This is a genomic window from Niveispirillum sp. (assembly GCF_052437035.1).
Lineage (GTDB): Bacteria > Pseudomonadota > Alphaproteobacteria > Azospirillales > Azospirillaceae > Niveispirillum.
Genome location: NZ_JBQVOH010000001.1, coordinates 818,785 through 837,933 on the forward strand (window position 1 = coordinate 818,785; position 19,149 = coordinate 837,933).

At 64.7% G+C, this 19,149-nt stretch carries 17 protein-coding genes; 9 read left to right on the plus strand and 8 right to left on the minus strand.

Annotation, left to right across the window (positions count from 1 at the left end; translation table 11 throughout):
• Positions 1–11 precede the first annotated feature (11 nt).
• On the plus strand, positions 12–875 hold the full coding sequence (locus ACT6Q8_RS03915; protein ID WP_444734037.1) for an ROK family protein: 864 nt from the start codon (positions 12–14) through the stop codon (positions 873–875).
• A 146-nt stretch (positions 876–1,021) separates the two neighbouring features.
• Here the strand turns inward: ACT6Q8_RS03915 and ACT6Q8_RS03920 are convergent, their stop codons facing one another.
• Genes ACT6Q8_RS03920 through ACT6Q8_RS03935 form a run of 4 tightly spaced genes read right to left on the minus strand, consistent with a single transcriptional unit; the run spans position 1,022 to position 5,607 of the window.
• Positions 1,022–3,112 carry a TonB-dependent receptor gene (locus tag ACT6Q8_RS03920; protein WP_444734038.1) on the minus strand — a complete coding sequence of 697 codons (2,091 nt, stop codon included), beginning with the start codon at positions 3,110–3,112 and terminating at the stop codon, positions 1,022–1,024.
• A gap of 2 nt (positions 3,113–3,114) precedes the next feature.
• Positions 3,115–3,882 (minus strand): ATP-binding cassette domain-containing protein, encoded by a 768-nt coding sequence (locus tag ACT6Q8_RS03925; RefSeq protein WP_444734039.1) that lies wholly within the window; start codon positions 3,880–3,882, stop codon positions 3,115–3,117.
• Positions 3,875–4,615: an ABC transporter permease gene (locus ACT6Q8_RS03930; protein WP_444734040.1), complete on the minus strand. Its 741-nt coding sequence runs from the start codon at positions 4,613–4,615 to the stop codon at positions 3,875–3,877. The genes ACT6Q8_RS03925 and ACT6Q8_RS03930 overlap by 8 nt, the downstream gene beginning before the upstream one ends.
• 5 nt (positions 4,616–4,620) lie before the next feature.
• Complete coding sequence (locus ACT6Q8_RS03935) at positions 4,621–5,607, minus strand: ABC transporter substrate-binding protein (protein ID WP_444734041.1); 987 nt, start codon at positions 5,605–5,607, stop codon at positions 4,621–4,623.
• A 317-nt stretch (positions 5,608–5,924) separates the two neighbouring features.
• Here ACT6Q8_RS03935 and ACT6Q8_RS03940 point away from each other — a divergent pair, with 317 nt between their 5' ends.
• A complete protein-coding gene (locus ACT6Q8_RS03940) occupies positions 5,925–7,289 on the plus strand; it encodes a hypothetical protein (protein WP_444734042.1) in 1,365 nt (454 codons plus the stop codon).
• A 210-nt stretch (positions 7,290–7,499) separates the two neighbouring features.
• Here ACT6Q8_RS03940 and ACT6Q8_RS03945 read toward each other — a convergent pair whose 3' ends face one another.
• From ACT6Q8_RS03945 to ACT6Q8_RS03955, 3 genes are read right to left on the minus strand one after another with little or no spacing between them, the layout of a single operon-like run.
• Complete coding sequence (locus tag ACT6Q8_RS03945) at positions 7,500–8,306, minus strand: ABC transporter permease (RefSeq protein ID WP_444734043.1); 807 nt, start codon at positions 8,304–8,306, stop codon at positions 7,500–7,502.
• A complete protein-coding gene (locus ACT6Q8_RS03950; RefSeq protein ID WP_444734044.1) occupies positions 8,303–9,043 on the minus strand; it encodes an ABC transporter ATP-binding protein in 741 nt (246 codons plus the stop codon). The genes ACT6Q8_RS03945 and ACT6Q8_RS03950 overlap by 4 nt, the downstream gene beginning before the upstream one ends.
• Positions 9,040–10,002, minus strand: a complete 963-nt coding sequence (locus ACT6Q8_RS03955) for a YVTN family beta-propeller repeat protein (protein ID WP_444734045.1) — start codon at positions 10,000–10,002, stop codon at positions 9,040–9,042. The genes ACT6Q8_RS03950 and ACT6Q8_RS03955 overlap by 4 nt, the downstream gene beginning before the upstream one ends.
• A 218-nt stretch (positions 10,003–10,220) precedes the next feature.
• Here ACT6Q8_RS03955 and pedF point away from each other — a divergent pair, with 218 nt between their 5' ends.
• The 4 genes from pedF to ACT6Q8_RS03975 all read left to right on the plus strand — a co-directional run bounded on the left by pedF (position 10,221) and on the right by ACT6Q8_RS03975 (position 14,478).
• Positions 10,221–10,649 (plus strand): cytochrome c-550 PedF, encoded by a 429-nt coding sequence (gene pedF, locus ACT6Q8_RS03960; protein ID WP_054167303.1) that lies wholly within the window; start codon positions 10,221–10,223, stop codon positions 10,647–10,649.
• Positions 10,650–10,660: 11 nt separating this feature from the next.
• Complete coding sequence (locus ACT6Q8_RS03965; protein WP_444734046.1) at positions 10,661–11,521, plus strand: substrate-binding periplasmic protein; 861 nt, start codon at positions 10,661–10,663, stop codon at positions 11,519–11,521.
• 207 nt (positions 11,522–11,728) lie between these two features.
• Entirely contained in the window at positions 11,729–13,474 is a 1,746-nt protein-coding gene (locus ACT6Q8_RS03970; protein ID WP_444734047.1) for a methanol/ethanol family PQQ-dependent dehydrogenase, read from the plus strand.
• Positions 13,475–13,794: 320 nt separating this feature from the next.
• The gene (locus ACT6Q8_RS03975; RefSeq protein ID WP_054167305.1) at positions 13,795–14,478 is read left to right on the plus strand and encodes a response regulator; all 684 of its coding nucleotides are present in this window, start codon (positions 13,795–13,797) and stop codon (positions 14,476–14,478) included.
• Between the two features lie 208 nt (positions 14,479–14,686).
• On the opposite strand, the gene ACT6Q8_RS03980 is transcribed toward ACT6Q8_RS03975, so the two are convergent.
• Positions 14,687–15,133 carry a pseudoazurin gene (locus ACT6Q8_RS03980; protein ID WP_054167306.1) on the minus strand — a complete coding sequence of 149 codons (447 nt, stop codon included), beginning with the start codon at positions 15,131–15,133 and terminating at the stop codon, positions 14,687–14,689.
• A gap of 213 nt (positions 15,134–15,346) precedes the next feature.
• Between ACT6Q8_RS03980 and adh the strand changes: the two genes are divergently transcribed.
• The 3 genes from adh (at position 15,347) to ACT6Q8_RS03995 (ending at position 19,141) form a co-directional block, all read left to right on the plus strand.
• On the plus strand, positions 15,347–16,867 hold the full coding sequence (gene adh, locus ACT6Q8_RS03985) for an aldehyde dehydrogenase (RefSeq protein ID WP_444734048.1): 1,521 nt from the start codon (positions 15,347–15,349) through the stop codon (positions 16,865–16,867).
• An 86-nt stretch (positions 16,868–16,953) separates the two neighbouring features.
• A complete protein-coding gene (locus tag ACT6Q8_RS03990) occupies positions 16,954–17,349 on the plus strand; it encodes a DUF779 domain-containing protein (protein WP_444734049.1) in 396 nt (131 codons plus the stop codon).
• Positions 17,350–17,659: 310 nt separating this feature from the next.
• The gene (locus tag ACT6Q8_RS03995) at positions 17,660–19,141 is read left to right on the plus strand and encodes a methyl-accepting chemotaxis protein (protein WP_054167309.1); all 1,482 of its coding nucleotides are present in this window, start codon (positions 17,660–17,662) and stop codon (positions 19,139–19,141) included.
• Positions 19,142–19,149 lie beyond the last annotated feature (8 nt).

Sequence of the window (19,149 nt, forward strand, 5' to 3'; positions counted from 1 at the left end):
AAGGGTAGGACATGCGGGTTGCGGGCATCGAACTGGGTGGGACCAAGGTGGTGGTCGGGGCCGGCATGGGGCCGGATGACCTGTCGCCCACCATCCGCATTCCCACCACCGACCCGGCCACAACCATGGCCGCCATCATCGACGCGCTGGACAGCCTGAAGCCGTTTGATGCCATCGGTATCGCCAGTTTCGGCCCGCTCTGCCTGGACCCCACCGACCCGGACGGGTTGCGCATCACCAACACGCCCAAGCCCGGCTGGTCACAGACACAGCTGGTGGCCCCGCTGGTGGAACGGTTCGGGGTGCCGGTGCGCCTGGATACCGATGTGAACGGGGCGGCCCTGGGCGAAGGGCGCTGGGGTGCGGCGCGGGGCCTGCGCGACTTTGCCTATATCACCGTCGGTACCGGGGTTGGTGTCGGGTTGGTGGTCAATGGCGCACCGGTGCATGGCATGCTGCACCCGGAGGCGGGGCACCTGCTGGTCCGGCGCGACCCGGTGCGTGACCCTTATACGGGGCATTGCCCGTTCCATGGCGATTGCCTGGAAGGGCTGGCCTGCGGTCCCGCCATCGCGGCGCGGGTAGGGGCGAAGGCGGAAACGCTGGGCGATGATCACCCGGTCTGGCCGCTGGTGGGGGATTATATCGGGCAGCTTTGCGCCAGCCTGCTGCTGATCACGGCACCGCGCCGCATCATCCTGGGGGGCGGCGTGGGACAGCGGCCCGGCGTGCGCGCGGCGGCGGAGGCGGCGATGCGGGCGCATCTGGCCGGATACCTGCAAAGCCCAGCCTTCGCGCAGGACATCATCGTGCCTCCAGGTTTGGACAGCCTGTCCGGCGTGCTGGGCGCGATTGTGGTGGGGACCGGGCGCTGATCCCTTCTACCGCCTTCCCGGCGAAGGCCGGGACCCAGGGGCTAAGTGCCCGACCTTTCGGCAGCTTTGATCAACGTCAGCGGTCAGGTTTGAGCCTGTGGCCCCTGGGTCCCGGCCTTTGCCGGGGAGGCAAAATGACGGGTTGACTACAACCTGATCCGCAGCCCCGCCAGCCATTGCTGCTCCGGCCCGACATTGGTCAAGCCATCGCTGCGACGGCCCGTTTCCACCCGCGCGCCGGTAACATTTTCTGCGGTGGCATAGAATTCCAGCATCTCATCTACGCGCCAGCCGGCATAGAGATCGCCCACGGCGTAGCTATCGAGCGTGCCGAGGTTGCGGCTGTCTTCAAACTGTTTGCCCGCCGCGCGGACTTGGGCGCGCAGGGTCAGGGCTTGGATGGGTGTCCAGGTGACATCCACCGTGCCGGAATGGCGCGGCGACTGGCCCAACTGGTTGCCCTTCAGCGCCCGCATGGAACCCGGATCGTTGATTTCGCTGTCGCTGAACAGGTAGGCAGCGGACAGGCGCAGGCTGTCGGTTGCCTGCCAGGCGATGTCGGCCTCCAGCCCCTTCACCGTAACGCGGTCCAGCCCCCGGCGCTGCGCCAGACTGCCACCCGCCGGGACGAACACGCCCAATTCGGCATTGTTGCCGGTGGTCGTCTGGATCACGACATTGTCGACGGCGTTCTTCAGGCGGACATGGAACAGGGTGGCGTTCAGGGTGACGCCATTGCCGGGCGTCAGGCGCAGGCCCGCCTCACCCCCGCGCATGCGTTCGGGGGCCAGGGCCGGGTTCGCCTCCGTAATGTCATTGCCGACACGGAAGGGGCGGTACAGTTCGTTCAGGGTGGGCAGGCGGAAGCCGGTATAGGCGGCGGCACGCAGCGCGATGCTGTCATCGGCCTGCCAGTCGATGCCGGCGCGGCCATTGGCGACGGTGCCGTCGCGCGTGTCATAGCGGTCATTGCGCAGGATGGCGCCAGTGGCGATATCGCTTTCCAGACGGTGGCCGTCGCTGTTCTTCCAGGCATCCAGGCGGCCACCGGCGGAAACGGTCAGGCCCGGCACGCCGGTCCAGGCCTGTTCAATGAACAGCCCCGCCACCGATTGCGTGCCGCCCGCATCGCGCAGGCGGGTGTAGCGACCGGCGGTATAGGTCATCCGTTCCTTGGTCTTGCCGTCGGTTTCGCGCAGGTCGGCACCGATATCGGTTTCAAAACCGTCGGCGGGGGTGAAACCGATCTGCGCGATGGCACCCTTGGCTGTGGCCGGCACGTCATATTGGTCCAGCGACGGGGTTTCGGCGGTGCGGGTGGCGTTCACGCCGGAAAAGGTGCTGGCAAAGGACCAGTCGCGCCAATAGGCCAGGGCCTCCCAATCGACCTTCTCCCCATCGCCGACCAGACGCAGGCTGCCCTCCACCGCGTCGGTGGCATTGTTGGTGTAAGGAGTACCGTTGCCCCGGCTTTCCTTGAAACCCGACAGTTTGGCGGTGGCCGAGATATTGCCGACGCGGGTGGACAAGACACCATCGACGGCATAGGCGTCGCTGTCGGCCTTGATGTCGATGGGACCGCGCCGGGCGGGTTCCACCAGCTTCACGCCATCGGTGCGAAAGGCGCTGCCCGACAGGCCCATATGCCAGCCATTGGCACGGCCGCCCACCGAAGCCTGCGACAGCAGCGTACCATCGCTGCCGCCGGCCAGTTCCATGTCCAGCCCGTCACGCTGTTTGGTGTCGATGCGGATGGTGCCGGCCAGGGCCGAGTTGCCCCAGGGGCCGGCCCCGCCGCCGCGCGTCAGGGCGATGCTGTCCACTGACGATGTGGGCAGGCGCGACCAGTAGACCCAGCCGCCGAACGGGTCATTCACCGGCACACCATCGACCAGCACCAGGGTGCGGCCCGCCCCATTGGGACCGATGCCGCGCAGGGACACGCCCTGTGCCGTGGGGTTGGCCGTGCGCGATCCCGACCGCCGGAACAGGCCAAAGCCGGGAACGGCGCGCAATGCCTCGTCCAAGCGCCGCTGTGGCGCGGTGGCAAGGGCGGTGGCGTCGATGATGGTGGGGCCGTAGGCGCGTTCATAGGCGGGCACCCCGTCGCGCCGGCCCGTCACCACAATCTCCGCCACCTGATTGTCATCGGCGGCCAGCGCCGGCAGGCCCGCGAACAGGGCCAGGGCGGCGCAGAGGGGGCGGGACAGGCGGGCGGGCAGGGAACGCTGCGTCATCTCTAAACCTTTTCCGGCGCGGACGGATGGGGGGCCGCCGCTGCTTCATCGAGGGATATAGTCGAAGATTGGGCGGCCTGGATATGCCGGATCGTCGCGGTCACCTGTTCGCCGTGCCGCTGACCACGGGGGCCGGGCGGGTGGATGCGGGCCACCACGCGGGCCGGATGACCCGCCAGGACCAGGATACGGTCGGCCATCATCGCCGCCTCCGTCAGGTCATGGGTGACCAGCAGCATGGCCAGCCCCTGCCGTTCCACCATCCGGCGCAGCAGCAGAACCCGCAGCCGGTCGGCCAGAGCGGCATCCAGCGATACCAACGGTTCATCCAGCAGCAGCAGGTCGCCATCGGCGGCCAGGGTGCGGGCAAGCGCCGCGCGGCGCTGCATGCCCAGGCTGACCTGAGATGGGAACTGTGCATGGCTATCGCGCGGCAGCTCCACGCCGTCCAGCCAGCGCCGGGCCTGCCCACGCCCCCGCTGCGCCGGTGGCAGGGCCATATCGACATTGTCGGACAGGCTGCGCCAGGGCAGAAGGCTGGGTTCCTGGAAATGCGGAACGATGCGCAGGCCGGGGGCGGGCAGGCGGGTGCCCACGAAATCCCGGTCCAGCCCGGCCGCCAGCATCAAGGCCGTGCTTTTGCCACAGCCGCTGGGCCCCACCAGGGCCAGCATTTCGCCGGGGGCGATATCAAGGTCCAGCCCGACCAGAACGGGCGTGCCGGCAAAGCGCTTTTCATCCACCGTCAGGCGCAGCAGCGGTTCAGCCATGGGCCCCCCGCCAGCGGCCCGCGCGCCGTTCCAGGGGCGCCATCATCGCCAATTCAATCACCTGCGCCACCAGCACGAAGGCGAGGGCATAGGCCAGCAGGGTGGCAACATCGAACATCTGAAAGGCCAGATGGATCTTGAACCCGACGCCATTGCCGCGCCCCAGCAGTTCCACCACCAGCACGATCTTCCAGACCAGCGACAGGCCGTTGCGCGCCGCCGCGAACAGGTAGGGCGACAGGTGCGGCAGCAGCAGATGGCGCAGCCGGTCGGCGCGGGTGAAGCGGTAGGCGGTGGCCATGCGCGATAAGGCGGGGTCCAGCGCGCGGGCGCCGGCCCGTACCTGCACCACCACGTTCGGCACCTTGTTCACGGCCACGGCGGCGATGGCCGCCAACTCCGTCAATCCAAACCAGAGATAGGCCAGGACGATCACCACCAGGGCCGGGACGTTCAGGGCCAGGGTCAGCCAGGGACCCAGCAGACCATCCAGCAGCGGCGACCGGCCCATAGCGATGCCAATGGCGGTGCCGATGGACAGGGCCAGGGTGAAGGCGGCGGCGACACGAGCCAGGGTGACGCCCAGATGCAGCCAGAGCTGCCCCGACGCCGCCTCCCGCAGCATCGCCGTCGCGACCATGGCGGGGCCGGGCAGGGTGGGGCCGGCGACGGCCAATGCCGCCCCCTGCCAGACCAGCAGGATCAGAAGGATGGAAAGGCCCGCCCGCGCCACGCCCCTTACCCCCACGAAACCGGCCAGAAGGTGCCGTCGGGAATGGCCGACGCATCGCCCACCAGATCCCGTCCGCCCAGGCCTGCCAGAAGTGCAAACAGCCGGGCGGCGTCGGCGCGTTCCGCCTCTGTCCAGCGCTGGGGGATACCCTGTCGGAAGCGGTCGCGCAGGTGCCGGGCGGTCGTGTCGTCATCGGCGCCCAACAGGGGGCGGATGGCGGTCCAGGCATCGTCATCGCGGGCCAGGACTTCCTTGGCCTGCCGCGTCATCGTCGTGAAGGCGGTCAGGGTGGCTTGGTTGCGGGCAGCCCAATCGGCGCGGAAGACATAGCCCAGGGTCGGCACTTCGGTGGCCAGCCCCAGGTCGCGCGCCAGATCGGCCACACCCGCCAGTTGGCGCATCCCAGCCGCCTCCAGCCGGGCGGCGTAATGCCAGTAGGTCAGGATGGCATCCAGGCGGCCGGATTGAAGCTGCTGCGATAGAAGCGGCGGGGCCGCGAAGATCGGGTTGGCAGCCTCTGCCAGATCGATGCCATGGCGCTGTGCGGTTTGCGCGCGCAGCAGCAGCCAGCCCTTGTCCACAGGGCCGCCGGCAACGCCGATGCGTTTGCCGGCCAGATCGGCGGTGGTCCGGATGGTGCTGTCAGGCGGCACGATGATGGCGCCGACGGCGCAGGAATAAGGGATGAAGGAGAGGTCGATGCCCGCCGCCCGCTGCCGCGCCACCCATAGCCAGTCGGATGCGATGATATCGACGCCACCGCCCAGTAGGGCCACCTGCGTCGCCTGGGTGCCGGCCAGTTCCTGCACCGACAGGGACAGGCCGGCAGCCCGGTCCAGCCCCCTGGCGCTGGCCGTCGCCATTTCCCATTGCACCGTGCCGAAGGGCAGCAGGCCCAGGCGCACCGGCGATGCCGGAGCCGCGCCGGCGGGCAAGACCGTCAGCGACGCGGCACCCGCCAGGAAGGTCCGGCGGCAGACATTGATGGCCATCGCTTCCTCCCGGGGAAGTCATTCTCATTGGTCCCCATGCTACGGCCCCGGCGGGAGGGGCCATATTAGACCAAGGAAGGATGGGGGTGCCGCCCGCCCGGATGCCGTCGGGGGCCTGCATGGGTGTGCGATGATTTCATTGCCCCAAAGTTCAATGAACCAACGTCCAATACCGGGCCGTATCACCCATCCCTAAAGTGACGGTGCGAAATATTCGCCACATCACCTGACTTTTCTGACGTGCCGGAAATATTCGCGGCGCGAAGGGCTGAGTTCTTGTCCGCCAAGGCGGTCCAATCATCATGTGGGAGGGAGAAATGCGTCTGCGCAATGTTCTGCGGCTGGGTGCGTGCGGCCTGGCGCTGGGCCTGGGTCTGGTGGGATCGGCTTCGGCCGATACGACGGATGAGCTGCTGAAACAGCTGAAGGCCAAGGGCATCCTGACGGAACAGGAATTCCAGGCCCTGTCCGCCCGCCGTGCGGAGGAGGTGAAGGCCGCCCCCGCAGCAGCCAGCGGCAAGGTGCTGGAAGCCGCCGATACGGGCGTGGGTTTCAAGGTCGGGGCCGTGAATGTGCAGATCTCCGGCTCGGTCAACGGCTTTTATGTCAGTGACAATGCCGACAAGCCGGGGGCGACCAAGAATGTGGTCGGCGGTCTGGCCAGCGTCGGTGGCAATGACACCAGTTCGGTGCGCAACGGCCTGCTGCCCGGCTTCCTGAAGTTCGATGTGACGACGCAGCAGGCGGGCTGGGATGTGGGTGCCCATTTCGGCATGTATCCCGGCATCAACAGCGTCAGTTGGGCCGGTGGTGCCAATTCTGGCGGTTCGCCGACGGCGTTGTCTACGTCGGGCATCGATTTCCGCCAGACCTTCCTGACCTTCGGCAAGAAGGGCTTTGGCGAGATCAAGATCGGCCGTGATATCGGGCTGTTCGGGGCGGATGCCATCCTGTCGGATGTCACGCTTCTGGGTGTAGGCACGGCGGCGGGCAATGCCACCCCGTCCAACACCTCGCTGGGCCGTATCGGGCTGGGCTACATCTATACCGATTTCCAGCCGCAGATCACCTACACCACCCCGGACATGAACGGCTTCAAGCTGTCGGCGGGCATCTTCCAGCCGCTGGCCACCGCCGGCCAGAACGAACTTAACGACACGCCCGGCTTCCAGGCCAAGGCCTCTTACGAGGGTAAGGCGGGGGCCGTGACCACCAAGCTGTGGGCGGGCCTGTTGACCCAAGACCATGATCCGGCGGTTGCCGGCGGGCCGGATTACAAAGGCAGCGGTTACGATGTCGGGGCCAAGGTCGGGTTCGGGAATGCCAGCCTGCTGGGCTATTACTATACCGGTGAAGGGATCGGGACCACGGGCCTGTTCATCCTGTCCGCCGATGCGCGCGGCAACAAGCGTGACAGTGACGGCTTTTATATCCAGGGCAGCTATGTCATCGACAAGCTGACGCTGGCTGCCTCCTATGGTGAAAGCCATCTGGATCTGGCCAAGGGTGAGGTGAACCCGACGCTGCTGGACACCAACAAGTCCTGGGTGGGCACGGTCCATTACGGCCTGACCGACTGGGTCACGCTGGTGGGTGAATATATCAACACCAAGGCGGAGGCGCAGGGTTCGAACAAAGCCTCTTCCGACACGGTGGCGCTGGGCGCCATCCTGTTCTTTTGATGCTACTAGCTTTGTAGCCGCCCGGTGAAAGCCGGGCGGCTTGTATTGTTTTTATGGGCGGGCTTGCCCTCACCCTCCCGTTGGCTGACGCCAACGGGCCCCTCCCTCTCCCACCTTTGTGGGCGAGGGAAGAAGTTTTCGTCCCTCGCCCGCTTGCGGGAGAGGGAGGGGCCCAAGCCTGTAAAGGCTTGGGAAGGTGAGGGTTGAACCTTATCCCTCACCACCCCCGGCCTTGCGCGGCATCAGGCCACGGGCGGGGTTGTAGGCCCAGAAGGAGAGGGTGAGGAAGGTTACTGTCGCCCCCGCCACCCATCCCGCTGCCACCCAATCCACCTGTCCATAAAGGGCGAAGCGGATCAACTCGACAGCGTGGCTGAAGGGGTTGAAACGGGCCAGGAGATAGAGCCATTCGCTGCCCTCCCGCAGCTTCCACAGGGGGTAGAGGGCGGATGAGAGGAAGAAGGCCGGGAATATGACGAAATTCATCACGCCGGCGAAGTTTTCCAGCTGCCTGATAGTGCTGGATAGCAGCATGCCGACGGCACCCAGCATGAGACCCGCCAGCAGCAGGGCCGGAATGACGGTGAGATAGCCCATCGCCGGTACCGTCAGCCCCGTCAGGGCGGCGATGGCCAGGAAGGCCGCAACCTGTGCCAGGCCGACCACGGCACCGGCCAGCAGCTTCGCCATCAGCAGGAATTCGCGTGGCAGGGGGGCCGTCAGCAGCAGGCGCATGCTGCCCATTTCCCGGTCATAGACCATGGACAGGCTGCTTTGCATGCCGTTGAACAGCAGGACCATGGCGGCAAGGCCGGGCAGTACATAGGTCTCATAGGTGATGTAGGTGTCATAAGGCGGCTGCACCGAAATGCCCAGGGCCGCGCGGAAACCGGCGGCGAAGATGAACAGCCAGACCAGGGGGCGGACGAGGGCGGAGATGAACCGTTCGCGTTGGTGCAGGAAACGCAGCATTTCCCGCCAGATGACGGCCTTCAGGGCGCGCAGATAAGCCATCATGGCGTTCCCTCCGGTCGGGTCAGGGTCGCGAACGCTTCCCCCAGCGTGCCGGCAGCGGTGCGGGACAGAAGATCGGGGACGCTGCCCGTGGCGCGCACCTGGCCCTTGTGCAGCAGCACGACATTGTCGCTGTCCCGCACTTCATCAAACAGATGCGTGGCCCAGATGACGGCGACGCCGTCGTCCGTACACAGGCGATGTACATGATCCACCAGATCGCGGCGCGAGGGGGCGTCCAGACCCACGGTTGGTTCATCCAGGATCAGCAATGGCGGGCGGTGCAGCAGGGCACGGGCCAGTTCCACCCGCCGGCGGTGGCCGCCATTCAGCAGGCGCACCTTGTCATCCGCCCGGTCGGACAGCGCGAACCGGTCCAGCAGTTCGGTGATACGCGGCGCCGTCTGCCGAGCGGACAGGCCGCGCAGGCCGGCGGCATAGGTCAGGTTCTGGTGTACTGTCAGGTCCAGATCCAGGGTCGGCTGCTGAAACACCACACCCATGGCGGCCAGTGCCGCCCCTGGCCGTCGCCGCAGATCATGGCCGCCAATATGGATGCTGCCCATGTCCGGCGTGAACAGCCGGGTCAGCAGGCCCATCAGGGTGGATTTGCCGGCCCCGTTGGCACCCAGCAGCGCCGTGAAGCGGCCCGGTTCAACGGCAAAGGCGACCCCGCGCAACGCGAAGCCGCCCTTGCCATAGCTGAAACCCAGCTGATCAACCGTCAGTGCAGCCCTCATGGCACCACCACGGCACCCCAGGGGTAACGCCCGACAGGAATGGATTTCACCACCTTCAACCCCTCCACATCGATGACCGAGACATCGTTGGAGACACCGTTGGTGGTGAACAGCGTCTTGCCGTCTGGCGACAGGGCCATGTGCCAGACACGGCGGCCCACCAGCAGATAGGCCTTCACCTGATAGGTGGCCGTGTCCACCACCGCCACATGGTTGGCGGGGCCGAGTGCGACGAAGGCCAGTCTGCCGTCCCTGGACAGTTTGATGCCCACGGGCTGGACCTTGTCAGCCTGCACGCCCTTCACGGCGAAACCGATGGTCTGTTTCACTTGGCGGCTGGCAACGTCGATCACCTTTACGGTGCCGCCGATTTCGGCGGAGACCCACAGCGATTTGCCATCGGCGGTGAATTCGGCGTGGCGGGGACGGGCATCGACCTGTGTATTGTCCACAAGCTGCCGGGTGCCGGTGTCGATCCAATGCACCATGTTGGTGGTTTCGGAAGTGTTGACGGCCCATCTGCCATCCGGGCTGACGGCCATGCCCTCCGGCTCTACCCCTACATCGATCTGATAGGCGACGGAACGGGTTGGGATATCGACGATTGTGACGACATTGTCATCCTCGTTCGCGATGAAAAGATGGGTACCGTCGGGGGCCAGCGCGAACTGTTCGGGGTCATCGCCCGATGGCAGATTGTGCAGGATCTTGCCCGTCGCGATGTCCAGCACCTGCACCGTGTCATCGTCGCTGGCGCAGATGTAAATCTGCTTGCCATCGGCGGACAGGGTGATGCCGCGCGGGCGGGCACCGACCTTGATCGTGGATTTCACGGCCAGGGTGTCGGTATCGATCAGGGTCAGGCTGTTGTCGCGTTCGTTGGAGACATACAGCGTCCCGGCCCCCGCCGGTCCCGCCAGGCCCGAGGCCAGCAGCGCCAGCAGCAAATATGCCCGCATTCTTCATCCTCCCGGTGGCGGTGGACCTTTGGCGGCCCTTGACCGGCAACCCTATCCCGGCCCCCGCCGGTGCGGCCATTAGACCATGGGACAAGGGTGGTGCCGGGCCGGGGAAACGGGCGTGGCACCAAAGTCCAATTAGGGCAGGGCGGGGAAATCGTTACGCTGGCGACCATTCGAAACGCCCTGTTTCCAACGCTTTCCTGAGGATGTTGCCCATGCCGTCGCCCGTCCGCCTCGCCGCCGGCCTGATTGCCGCCGCCCTGTTCACCGCCCCCGTTGCCCTGCCGGCACTGGCGCATGGCGATGTCACGCCGCAGCCGGTGAATATCGAGGGGCTGGAGAAGCTGGGGCCGGACTGGCGGGGCAGCAATCCCTATCGCGGGAACAAGCGCGCCATCGAGATCGGGTCTTCGGCCTATAACCAGAACTGCGCACGCTGTCACGGGCTGGGCGCCATTTCGGGCGGCATCGCGCCGGATCTGCGCTTCCTGGAAGCCGGCGATACCGGCGATGAATGGTTCTCCGAACGGTTCCGCAAGGGGGCCGCGCGCGACGGCAAGGTCTATATGCCGGCCTTTGGCGAGGTGCTAGGCCAGGAGGCCGGATGGGCCATCCGCGCGTGGCTGGAAACCGTGCCGCAGTGAGGACACCCATCATGAACCGTCGCCAATTGCTGGCCATGGTCGCGACCCTACCGCTTGCGGTGGGGTTTTCGCGTTTTGCCGCCGCTGCTCCGTTGGACAAGGTGATGCAGAAGGGCACGCTGCGCATCGCGGTCTATCGCGATAACCCGCCCTGGTCCTGGCGGCAGGAGGGAAAGCTGGTCGGCATCGATGTCGACCTGGGCCGGGCGCTGGCGGACAGGCTGGGTGTGAAGCCAGAATTCATGGAGCTGACCGCCGACGAGAACATGGATGACGATCTGCGCAATGCCGTCTGGAAAGGCTCCATCCTGGGGGAGCCGGTGGCCGACCTGATGATGCACGTTCCCTATGACCGGGAATTTGGCCTGCGCAATGACATGGCGGTGCTGACGGGGCCGTATCACCGCGAAAGCTTCGCGCTGGCCTGCGACCCGGCGCGCACCGATTGCAAGGGGGCATTGACCGATATGGCAGGCAGCAGCATCGCCGTAGAGACGGACAGCGTACCCGATTTCTACCTGACCGGGGCGTTCAGTGGGCGGCTGCGCGGCGATGTCGTGCATCATCTGTCGGCGGCGGCGGCCATGGCCGACCTGATCACGGGACAGGCGGGGGCCGCGATGGCGACGCTGGCCCAGGTGGAACTGGGTCAGAAGGCGTCGGGCCGCAAACTGGTGGTGCGGCGCGGGCCGTTTCCGGGGCTGGCCAAACAGGGCTGGGACATCGGCATCGCGGTGAAGACCGATAGCCGCGACCTTGGCTACAAGCTGGAAGATGTGATCGCCGGCCTGACGGCGGATGGCGCCATCGCCGGCATCTTTGCCGCCTATGGTATTACGCATGTGCCGCCGGGCAGCCAGGGGGACCGCTGATACCAAGGTTCAATTTTGCCCCTTGCCGGGCGGGGTTACCTTGGGCCTCGTCGTTGAAACCATTCCGTATCCCAAGCCTTTGAAAATCCGTCACCGTCGTGGCCGCTTACCCGGCTGCAGCGACCGGTGGCTTGCGGGCGGATTTCGCCGAAAGCCGGGCCGGGCATCGTGCCGCCGCCCCGGCCCTTTACAGGGAGACAAGACGCCATGAAGCGCATTCTGCTGGCAACCTGCGCCGTGCTGGGCCTGGCCGCCGCCACGCCGACCTTCGCCGCCGGACCTACCGACGCCGACCTGATGAACGACGCCGCCACCACCGGCGACGTGCTGACCTATGGCATGGGGCCCCAGGCGCAGCGCTACAGCCCGCTGAAGACGCTGAACACTGAGAACGTGTCCAAGCTGGTGCCCGCCTTCTCCTTCTCCTTTGGTGGGGAGAAGCAGCGCGGGCAGGAGGCACAGCCCATCGTCCATGACGGCACCATCTATGTCACCGGTTCTTACAGCCGCCTGTGGGCCGTCGATGCGCGCACGGGCGAGGAGAAGTGGCAGTATGATGCCCGCCTGCCCGAAGGCATCATGCCCTGCTGCGACGTGGTGAACCGGGGTGCCGCGATCTATGGCGACATGATCTATTTCGGCACGCTGGACGCCAAGCTGGTGGCGCTGAACAAGGACACGGGCAAGGTCGTCTGGTCCAAGAAGATGGCCGACTACGAGGCGGGTTATTCCTACACCGCTGCCCCCATGATCGTGGATGGCAAGATCATCACCGGCAATTCCGGTGGTGAATTCGGCATCATCGGCAAGGTGGAGGCGCGCGACGCCAAGACCGGCGAGCTGATCTGGTCCCGCCCCACCATCGAAGGCCATATGGGCCAGATGAACGGCAAGGATAGCACCGTCACCGGCAAGCAGAACGCCTCCTGGCCGGGCGACATGTGGAAGCAGGGCGGCGGGGCTACCTGGCTGGGCGGCACCTATGATCCTGAAACCAAGCTGATCTATATGGGCACCGGTAATCCGGCGCCCTGGAACAGCCATCTGCGGCCCGGCGACAATCTCTATACCTCTTCTACGCTGGCCATCGACCCGAACACGGGCGAAATCAAATGGCACTTCCAGACCACGCCACATGATGGCTGGGATTTCGATGGGGTGAACGAGTTCATTCCCTTCGACCTGAAGAAGGATGGCAAGGTCATCAAGGCCGGCGCCAAGGCCGACCGCAACGGCTTCTTCTTTGTGCTTGACCGCACCAACGGCAAGTTCATCTCTGCCACGCCGTTCGTGTCGAAGATCACCTGGGCCAAGGGCTTCGACAAGAAGGGCCGCCCCATCTATGACCCCGCCAACCGTCCTGGTAATCCGGTCGAGGCGGCGCAGGGTGAGACGAAGGGCAAGTCGGTTTTCGCGGCTCCTTCCTTCCTGGGTGGCAAGAACTGGATGCCCATGGCCTATAGCCAGGATACGGGCCTGTTCTATGTGCCCGCCAATGAATGGGGCATGGATATCTGGAACGAAGGCATCAACTACAAGAAGGGTGCCGCCTATCTGGGTGCCGGCTTCAACATCAAGCCGCTGTATGAGGACCATATCGGCGTGCTGCGCGCCATCGACCCGGCGACCGGTGAGACCAAGTGGGAATACAAGAACAAGGCCCCGCTGTGGGGCGGCGTTCTGACCACGGCCGGCAACCTGGTCTTCACCGGTACGCCGGAAGGCTATCTGAAGGCTTTCGATGCCCAGACCGGCAAGGAAGTCTGGAAGTTCAACACCGGTTCCGGCGTGGTGGGCAGCCCCGTCACCTGGGAACAGGATGGCGAACAGTATGTGGCTGTCCTGTCCGGCTGGGGCGGTGCTGTCCCGCTTTGGGGTGGTGAGGTGGCGAAGTCCATCCAGCATATCAATCAGGGTGGCTCGCTCTGGGTGTTCAAGCTGCCGAAGGCTTAATCTCAATTGTTCCCTTAAGCACCGGGCGGGCGCATCCGCGCCGTTGGCTTACGCGACGATGGGGTCGCGGGCCGGCGGTCGCCGGCCTCCAATGGTCATCAGTGGTGACCATTGGATTTGGGATAGGGAAGGTGAGGGGCCGCTTCCGAAAGGGAGCGGCCCCTTTGCTTTTGATGGGGCAGGGGGGACCTTATACTAAAGAACCGTGCCCCACCGGGGCTCCCGCGATTGTCCGTCCCCGCCTGCGCGAGTAGGCTGATCACGCCCAGAAAAATAATCAATTCGGCGCGGCCATCAGGGCGACGGGGAGGATCAAGGGCATGGGCAAGGTTCTGATCGCGGATGATCATCCGCTGGTGCGCGATGGGTTGCGCACCGTTGTTGCCGTGGCACTGGACCGGTGCGAGCTGTTTGAGGCGTCCGACCTGGACGAGGTGATCCGCATCATCGACCGCGAGGGCGATTTCGATCTGGTCCTGCTGGACTTGAACATGCCGGGCAATAACGGCTTTGCGGGCCTCGCCTCGCTGCGCGCCCGCTATCCGTCGCTGCCGGTGGTCATGGTGTCGGCGGCCTGTGACCGGCAGTTGGTGAACGAGGCGCTGCGCCATGGGGCGGCGGGTTTCGTGCCCAAATCGCTGGCGCGCGGCATGATCGCCAAGGCCCTGCATCAGGTGTTGGGCGGCGATGTCTATGTGCCCGAAGGTCTGGAGGATGCGCCGGCCCCGGCCCCGTCGGGTGAGGATCAGGAGATCATCCGCCGCATCGATACCCTGACGCCCCAGCAGCGCAAGGTGCTGGAGCTGGTGGTTGCCGGTCGCCTGAACAAGGAAATCGCGTATGAGCTGGACGTGACGGAGACGACCGTGAAGGCCCATGTCTCCGCCATCCTGCAAAAGATGCGGGTATTCAGCCGCACCCAGGCCGTGATCCTGGCCAACAAGGTCAGCTTTGCGCCGGCCCCCAGCACCCCGCAGGTCTCGGCGCGGGCGGCGGCGCAGTAGATCGTTGCCTCACCTTCAGCGTGGTTCCCTCACCCTCCCATCGCTTGACAGCGATGGGCCCCTCCCTCTCCCGCAGGCGGGCGAGGTGCGAAATATAGCCTGACGCCAAGGTCACGCCCCTCGCCCACGAAGTGGGAGAGGGAGGGGCCTGGACGCGGTAGCGTTCGGGAGGGTGAGGGAACTACGCCCGCACAAGGTAACCAAACCCTCACCCCCGTAGCTTTGCCATCAGGCCCAGCAGCAATTCTTTGGCCTTGCCGGGGTGGTTCACGGCCTTAGCCTGTTCGACATTCACGGGATCGCCCACAACGATGACGCCGACCATGCCCATGGCGTAATGTGGCTTGCATTTGAAGCCGTAGAGGCCGGGCTGATCGAAGGTCACCGTGATTTCCTCGTTCATCTTGCCGGTGAACGGTTCCACACCCTCTGGCAGCATGCCCTTGATGGCCTCGGCATTGTGGCTTTTGTCCGTGGGGATGAAGCGCACCGTATCGCCGGGCGCGATGGTCAGTATGGCGGGTTCGAACACCATGGTGGCGCCGCCCGGCCCCTGGTTCAGCATCTTCACCTCATGCGTCGCGGCCTCTGCCGTGGCGGCGATCAGGACCTGTGCGGCCAGGGCGGCGGCCAGAATGTACGGGCGCGTCATCATTGTCGGAACACCTTGGTTTTGCGGGTGAATTTCGCCTCAAAGAAGCCAAGGCCAATCCCTTTGCGCAATTGCACCAAGGTGTCGGGGCAACCCGTCCGGGACGGGTTTCTTCACACAAAGTCTAATTTACCGGACGGGCCAGGGGGCGCACGGTTGGGGTCGATCCCGAGCCCCACGACAGGGGTTCATGACATCCCCAAGGGAGACGCCCCCATGTTGCACCAGGCCATCGAAAAGCTGAAATCCAGCGTCGGTATCCGCGCCAGCTATGACAATTTCATCGGTGGCGAATGGGTCGCCCCCGTGCGCGGCCAGTATTTCGACAATATTTCCCCCGTCACCGGCGGTGTATTCTGCAAGATCGCGCGGTCCACGGCGGAGGATATTGAGCTGGCGCTGGATGCCGCGCACAAGGCCAAGGACAAGTGGGCCCGCACCTCCGTTGCTGAACGGGCCGCCGTTCTGAACCGCATCGCCGACCGCATGGAACAGCGCCTGGACCTGCTGGCGCTGGCCGAAACCATCGACAATGGCAAACCGATCCGCGAGACGACCGCCGCCGACATTCCGCTGGCCATCGACCATTTCCGCTATTTCGCGGCCTGCGTCCGTGCGCAGGAAGGCAGCCTAGCCGAGATCGACCATGACACGGTCGCCTATCATTTCCATGAGCCGCTGGGCGTGGTGGGTCAGATCATCCCCTGGAACTTCCCGATCCTGATGGCCGCCTGGAAGCTGGCCTCGGCAATTGCCGCCGGCAATTGCGTGGTGCTGAAGCCTGCCGAACAGACGCCGATGTCGATCATGGTGCTGATGGACATTGTCGGCGATCTGATCCCCGCCGGCGTCCTGAACGTCGTCAACGGTTTCGGGATCGAGGCGGGCAAGCCGCTGGCAACCAACAAGCGCATCTCCAAGATCGCGTTCACGGGTGAGACCACGACCGGCCGCCTGATCATGCAGTACGCGTCGGAGAACCTGATCCCCGTCACGCTGGAACTGGGCGGCAAGTCGCCCAACATCTTCTTCGCCGACGTGATGGCCGAGGATGACGATTTCCTGGACAAGGCGCTGGAAGGTTTCGCCATGTTCGGCCTGAACCAGGGGGAGGTCTGCACCTGCCCGTCGCGCGCCCTGGTGGATGAACGCATCTATGACCGGTTCATGGAAAAGGCCATCGCACGGGTCCAGAAGATCAAGCAGGGCTCGCCGCTGGATGCCAGCACCATGATCGGCGCCCAAGCATCGAACGATCAACTGGAAAAGATCCTGTCCTATATCGATATCGGGCGGGGCGAGGGGGCCAAGGTCCTGACCGGCGGCGGGCGTGCCGATCTGGGTGGTGACCTGTCGGGCGGCTATTACGTCACGCCGACGGTGCTGGAAGGCCATAACAAGATGCGGGTGTTCCAGGAAGAAATCTTCGGCCCCGTTCTGGCCGTCACCAAGTTCCGGGGCGAGGAAGAGGCGCTGGCAATCGCCAATGACACACTGTACGGGCTGGGTGCCGGTGTCTGGAGCCGCGATGGCAGCCGCGCCTACCGCTTTGGCCGCAATATCCAGGCGGGCCGCGTCTGGACCAATTGCTACCATCTGTACCCGGCGCATGCAGCGTTCGGTGGGTACAAGCAGTCGGGCATCGGGCGTGAAACGCACAAGATGATGCTGGACCATTACCAGCAGACCAAGAACCTGCTGGTCAGCTACAGCCCGAAGGCGTTGGGCTTCTTTTAAGTGAGCACCGCCTTTCTTCCCTTATGAGGTGACTTGGCAGCGGGTGGCGTCCACATGCGTCACCCGCCTTCTTTATGGAGGTGCCCATGGTTCCTCGAGTTCTGTCCACGCCCACCGCCGACGCCCTGATCGACCGGCTGCGCGCCCTGCACGGGCCGGTGATGTTCCACCAGTCGGGCGGGTGCTGCGACGGGTCGGCGCCCATGTGTTATCCGGCGGGGGAGTTCAAGGTGGGCAGCCGCGATGTCTATCTGGGGGATATCCATGGCGCCTGCGTCTTCATCGGCGCGGCCCAATTCGAGTATTGGGAACATACGCAGCTTATCATCGATGCGGTGCCTGGCCGGGGCGCTGGATTCTCCCTGGAAGGGCCGGAAGGCATGCGTTTTCTGACAAGGTCCCGTGTGTTCACGGATGAGGAGGCGGCGGTGCTACTGGCCGCGGGTCCGCCGCCGCGCGGGGATCAGATGGAGCAGGTGTGAGCCGGCGGGGTGACGGGATTGACAGCCTGTGTACGGCCGAAACCCGGGGAAAGCCGCTCAAGGCTGGGGTTTTGGAGGTGTGGTGCGAGTTTTTGTTTCTTTAATGTTTCCAAAATTAAAGACAGTGGCCATTGATTTTAAATGTAAGTGGACATTTATGGTCCTATTTATGTTTGTTAAATAAATAGGATTAAAGGGTCAATATATTGATTTTGATCAAGTTAATATCCTTTTGCTCGCATGACGTAATCGTTTTCATTTCCTACCATCCCCTTCATGCAGTCCAGATGCATGGTTAAGGGGGTGCGATATGTTGTTCGGCGGCAATCACGATGCGGAAGCGGTCCTGGCCGCCATCAGCAAGGCGCAGGCCATTATCGAATTCACGCCCGACGGAACCATCCTGGGTGCGAATGACAATTTCCTGACCGCCATGGGCTACAGCCTGGCGGAGATCAAGGGCCGCCACCACAGCATGTTTGTGGATGAGGCCACGCGCAACAGCGCCGATTATGCCCGGTTCTGGAAGGATCTGGCCGAAGGTCGGGCCACGCAGGTGGAGATGATCCGCCGCATCGCCAAGGGCGGGCGCGAGGTCTGGATCCACGGTTCCTATAGCCCTGTCCTGGACCGCAAGGGCCGCGTGGTGAAGGTGGTCAAGGTTGCGACCGACGCCACCGCCGAACATCAGAACAGCCTGGATCAGGAAGGCCAGTTGGCCGCGCTGGACCGGGCGCAGGCCGTCATCGAATTCGATATGGATGGCACCGTCCTGACCGCCAATGCCAATTTCCTGAAGGTCATGGGTTATCGGCTGGACCAGATACAGGGGCGCAAACATTCGATGTTTGTCGATCCGCAGGAGGTGTCCAGCCCCGGCTATACCAGTTTCTGGCAGGGTCTGCGCGCCGGCCGGTTCAGCCAGGCGGAATTTAAGCGCATTGGCGCCGGTGGCCGCGTCGTCTACATCCAGGCAACCTACAATCCCATCCTGGATGGCAATGGCAAGCCCGTGAAAGTGGTGAAGTTTGCCAGCGACGTCACCGCAGCGGTCGAGGCGCGGCACCAGACGGAAGAGACGCTGGCGGCGGTGCAGAAATATCTGGGCGATATCGTCGCCGCTGTCCAGGCCTCCAACGCCCAGGCGGAGGATGCGTCGGCGGCATCGCAGCGTACCTCGGAAAATGTACAGGCCATCGCCAGTGGTTCTGAACAGCTTGACGCCTCCATCCGCGAGATCGCGCAGAGCATGACCCGGTCCAAGGAAGCCACCGAACAGGCCTATAGCGAGGCGGAGGTGGTGGATCAGGCGACCGAGAAGCTGGTGCGCGGCACCCAGGCCATGGATGGCATTGTCAAGCTGATCGGCGATATTGCCGGGCGCATCAACATGCTGGCCCTGAACGCCACCATCGAAAGTGCGCGCGCCGGCGAGGCGGGCCGTGGTTTCGCGGTCGTGGCCGGGGAGGTGAAGTCCCTGGCCCGGCAGGCGGCAGAGGCGACGCAGCTGATCTCCAAGGAGATCGTTAATTTGCAGGATGTGTCGGGTGATGTGGCGGAGAAGCTGCACGCCATTCGCGGCGCCATCGACGCGGTGCGCGGCTATGTCATCGGCACCTGTTCCGCGGTTGAGGAACAGAGCGCGGTGGCCCGGTTAATGAACGCCAATATGCGCGGCGCATCGGGTGATGTGGCCCTGATCCACCACAATATGGATGAGATCGTGCTGTCCACCCGCACCGCCAACCAGCGCGTAGACAATGTCCGCGACGAGTTGCGTAAGATTGCGTGAGGAAAAGG

What these genes read in the sequence shown, in the direction of transcription:
- ACT6Q8_RS03925 (WP_444734039.1), bottom strand. Translation starts at nt 3,882, where the DNA reads ATGGCTGAACCGCTGCTGCGCCTGACGGTGGATGAAAAGCGCTTTGCC.
- ACT6Q8_RS03965 (WP_444734046.1), top strand. Translation starts at nt 10,661, where the DNA reads ATGAACCGTCGCCAATTGCTGGCCATGGTCGCGACCCTACCGCTTGCG.
- ACT6Q8_RS03920 (WP_444734038.1), bottom strand. Translation starts at nt 3,112, where the DNA reads ATGACGCAGCGTTCCCTGCCCGCCCGCCTGTCCCGCCCCCTCTGCGCC.
- ACT6Q8_RS03945 (WP_444734043.1), bottom strand. Translation starts at nt 8,306, where the DNA reads ATGATGGCTTATCTGCGCGCCCTGAAGGCCGTCATCTGGCGGGAAATG.
- ACT6Q8_RS03955 (WP_444734045.1), bottom strand. Translation starts at nt 10,002, where the DNA reads ATGCGGGCATATTTGCTGCTGGCGCTGCTGGCCTCGGGCCTGGCGGGA.
- pedF (WP_054167303.1), top strand. Translation starts at nt 10,221, where the DNA reads ATGCCGTCGCCCGTCCGCCTCGCCGCCGGCCTGATTGCCGCCGCCCTG.
- ACT6Q8_RS03915 (WP_444734037.1), top strand. Translation starts at nt 12, where the DNA reads ATGCGGGTTGCGGGCATCGAACTGGGTGGGACCAAGGTGGTGGTCGGG.
- adh (WP_444734048.1), top strand. Translation starts at nt 15,347, where the DNA reads ATGTTGCACCAGGCCATCGAAAAGCTGAAATCCAGCGTCGGTATCCGC.
- ACT6Q8_RS03975 (WP_054167305.1), top strand. Translation starts at nt 13,795, where the DNA reads ATGGGCAAGGTTCTGATCGCGGATGATCATCCGCTGGTGCGCGATGGG.
- ACT6Q8_RS03995 (WP_054167309.1), top strand. Translation starts at nt 17,660, where the DNA reads ATGTTGTTCGGCGGCAATCACGATGCGGAAGCGGTCCTGGCCGCCATC.
- ACT6Q8_RS03935 (WP_444734041.1), bottom strand. Translation starts at nt 5,607, where the DNA reads ATGGCCATCAATGTCTGCCGCCGGACCTTCCTGGCGGGTGCCGCGTCG.
- ACT6Q8_RS03990 (WP_444734049.1), top strand. Translation starts at nt 16,954, where the DNA reads ATGGTTCCTCGAGTTCTGTCCACGCCCACCGCCGACGCCCTGATCGAC.
- ACT6Q8_RS03980 (WP_054167306.1), bottom strand. Translation starts at nt 15,133, where the DNA reads ATGATGACGCGCCCGTACATTCTGGCCGCCGCCCTGGCCGCACAGGTC.
- ACT6Q8_RS03970 (WP_444734047.1), top strand. Translation starts at nt 11,729, where the DNA reads ATGAAGCGCATTCTGCTGGCAACCTGCGCCGTGCTGGGCCTGGCCGCC.
- ACT6Q8_RS03950 (WP_444734044.1), bottom strand. Translation starts at nt 9,043, where the DNA reads ATGAGGGCTGCACTGACGGTTGATCAGCTGGGTTTCAGCTATGGCAAG.
- ACT6Q8_RS03940 (WP_444734042.1), top strand. Translation starts at nt 5,925, where the DNA reads ATGCGTCTGCGCAATGTTCTGCGGCTGGGTGCGTGCGGCCTGGCGCTG.